The sequence below is a fragment of the Nitrospira sp. BLG_2 genome (assembly GCF_049222245.1).
In genome coordinates, this window is sequence record NZ_JBLYIG010000029.1 from 1 (window position 1) to 2,381 (window position 2,381).

The following is a 2,381-nucleotide window of genomic DNA, read 5'->3' on the forward strand; positions in this document are numbered from 1 at the left end:
TTCACCAACGAGCAGCTCGAATCACTGGCGTTAGCCTTGATGCGCGGTCAACAGCGGAGCGAATTCGAAGAAAAAATGGAGATGAACCTGGCGCTCTACTACAAGGAACTCGGTCGGTTCCGCGTCAACATCTTCAGGCAGAAAGGCAATGTCGGGTTAGTCTTCCGTCACATCAAAGTGGATATTCAGACCGTCGAACAGTTGCAACTTCCCCCGATCATCAAAGACATCGTGATGACCAAACGCGGTCTCGTGCTGGTGGTGGGGGCGACCGGCTCGGGGAAGTCGACATCGTTGGCGGCCATGATCGACCATCGCAATACCATCCACCAAGGCCATATCATCACCGTGGAAGATCCGATTGAGTTCGTTCATCAGCACAAAAAATCGATCATTACACAGCGCGAAGTCGGATTCGATACGTTGACCTTCCAAAACGCGCTGAAAAACACGCTCCGTCAAGCTCCGGATGTGATTCTGATCGGAGAGGTGCGTGATACGGAAACCATGGAAGCGGCGATTACCTTTGCCGAAACCGGTCATCTGTGCATTGGAACGTTGCACTCCAACAACGCTAACCAGGCGATCGAACGTATCATGAATTTCTTCTCGGTCGAGCGCCATGCCCAGATTTATTTACAGTTGTCACTGAATCTGCGCGCGATCATCTCACAACGACTGATTCCGTCGGTCGACGGCAAACGCGTTCCGGCATTGGAAATCATGCTGGACACGCCGCGCATCAAGGACCTGATCAAAAAAGCGGAGGTCGATACGTTAAAAGAAGCAATGGAACAAGGGATAGATGAAGGCTGCCAAACTTTCGATCACGTCTTGTTTCAGCTATACAAGGAGAACAAGATCTCATTGGAGCAAGCTCTCATCAACGCCGATAGCGCGAACAACCTCCGCCTGAAAATCAAACTTGAAGGGCTCAAAGGTGACGAGGCTGTGAACGCCTTGCTCGATAAGCAGATGGGAGGCGGCGGCACTGATGCGTTTAAAATTCAAGGCAGCGCTTCAGGAACCGTCACTCCGATTCGCAAACGATAGCCCCCCTGCCTTAAGGCGCTGAACTTCCTTCGGTTTGGCGCTCAAGATACGACGCCATCTTCTCAAGAGCCAGGGCACTGAGTCGGGAGCCGTACCAATTCGGCATCGTGTGCTCCGGATAGCCATGCACCACAAACCGCTGCGGCTCCAACACCGATTCAACGATATACTCGTGCACCGTCTTGGCTTGTCCACGGTACCGGGGATCTTTGAGCCGTTGCTCGCCCGTGGTGCCAAGGACCAACGGCGGCCCGACTTGACCGTCGGCACCAGGAATTCCAGGAATCTTGTGGCACACGGGACATCCGGAACGGATAAACATATCGACAAGGGGCTCATCACCCGTCACGAGGGAAATCGCCTCCGTCGTGAGCACGGGATTCGTGGATTGGCTCTGTATGAGGCTGGAGACACGAAGATCATCACGAAGCGCCCACCAAACCGACAACAAGACCAGACCGATGGCAATCCAAACTACAAGCCGATCCTGAGCCGATCGGGCCTTGTCGCCCTTCACTTCATTAGCCCCCCGAGATCTCTTGAACCGGCTTCATGAGCTGATCGAGACAACCGGCTTCGATCTTTCCCGTTCGGCGTCAACCTGTCGACCAAATCCGGTAGGATATCGGCACACTTGGAGCCAGAAGACAGTCTCGATTTACCAGCCACTTGGTCTAGAATGTCGTTCCCTAAACCTTGTTCGACCTGACCGGTGTTATGGCAGATTCCGGCTTGTGGCCACCCAGGAATTCACGATTTTGCCAAAACCGTTTTGCTGAAACGCCTGGACGAGACCGCGGTGAGTCTACCCATATTTCGGTCCTTTCCGAGTAGTCCTGCCACGGGATGTATCACATGTACATGTACAGGACTCAGTCCAAACATACACGATACGCGTCCTCACCGATGCAAATCCCTCGTTGATTCCGGTCACGACTTCACCCATGTTGAGCGCAGGCACATCCTGCGCGAAGAAACTTTTGGTATGATGACCTTGTGGAGGGCCGGGTATGAGAAAGAATAGTTCGATTCTTCTGAGCCTCGTTGGGATGTGGTTGGTGAGTTCAACGATTATGAACCTCGCTTCCGCTGAAATGTATGTCGCGGGAGAGGCGGGCGTCAACTTTGCGGATCGCATCAACAGTATTGCGGGAACAGGATCGCAGGCCGGAGTTCCAGACCTGAATCCCGCTCCCAATCCTGACTTTGATCTTCAAAACTCCATTACCTACGGCGGCAAGATTGGGTATTTCCCTGGAAACAGTTGGTATGGGATTGAAGGCGAAGTATTTCATACTACTCCTCATATCAAGAGTTTGCCTGCAACG

At 52.9% G+C, this 2,381-nt stretch carries 3 protein-coding genes; 2 read left to right on the plus strand and 1 reads right to left on the minus strand.

What is annotated here, in order from left to right:
- On the plus strand, nucleotides 1-1,053 hold a 1,053-nt coding region (locus ACOSYY_RS00795), incomplete at its 5' end, for a PilT/PilU family type 4a pilus ATPase (RefSeq protein ID WP_421660325.1).
- A 10-nt stretch (nucleotides 1,054-1,063) separates the two neighbouring features.
- On the opposite strand, the gene ACOSYY_RS00800 is transcribed toward ACOSYY_RS00795, so the two are convergent.
- Nucleotides 1,064-1,570 (minus strand): hypothetical protein, encoded by a 507-nt coding sequence (locus ACOSYY_RS00800; RefSeq protein WP_421660326.1) that lies wholly within the window; start codon nucleotides 1,568-1,570, stop codon nucleotides 1,064-1,066.
- 493 nt (nucleotides 1,571-2,063) lie between these two features.
- On the opposite strand from ACOSYY_RS00800, the gene ACOSYY_RS00805 reads away from it, so the two are divergent.
- Nucleotides 2,064-2,381: hypothetical protein (locus ACOSYY_RS00805; RefSeq protein ID WP_421660327.1), on the plus strand; the 318-nt coding region annotated here is incomplete at its 3' end.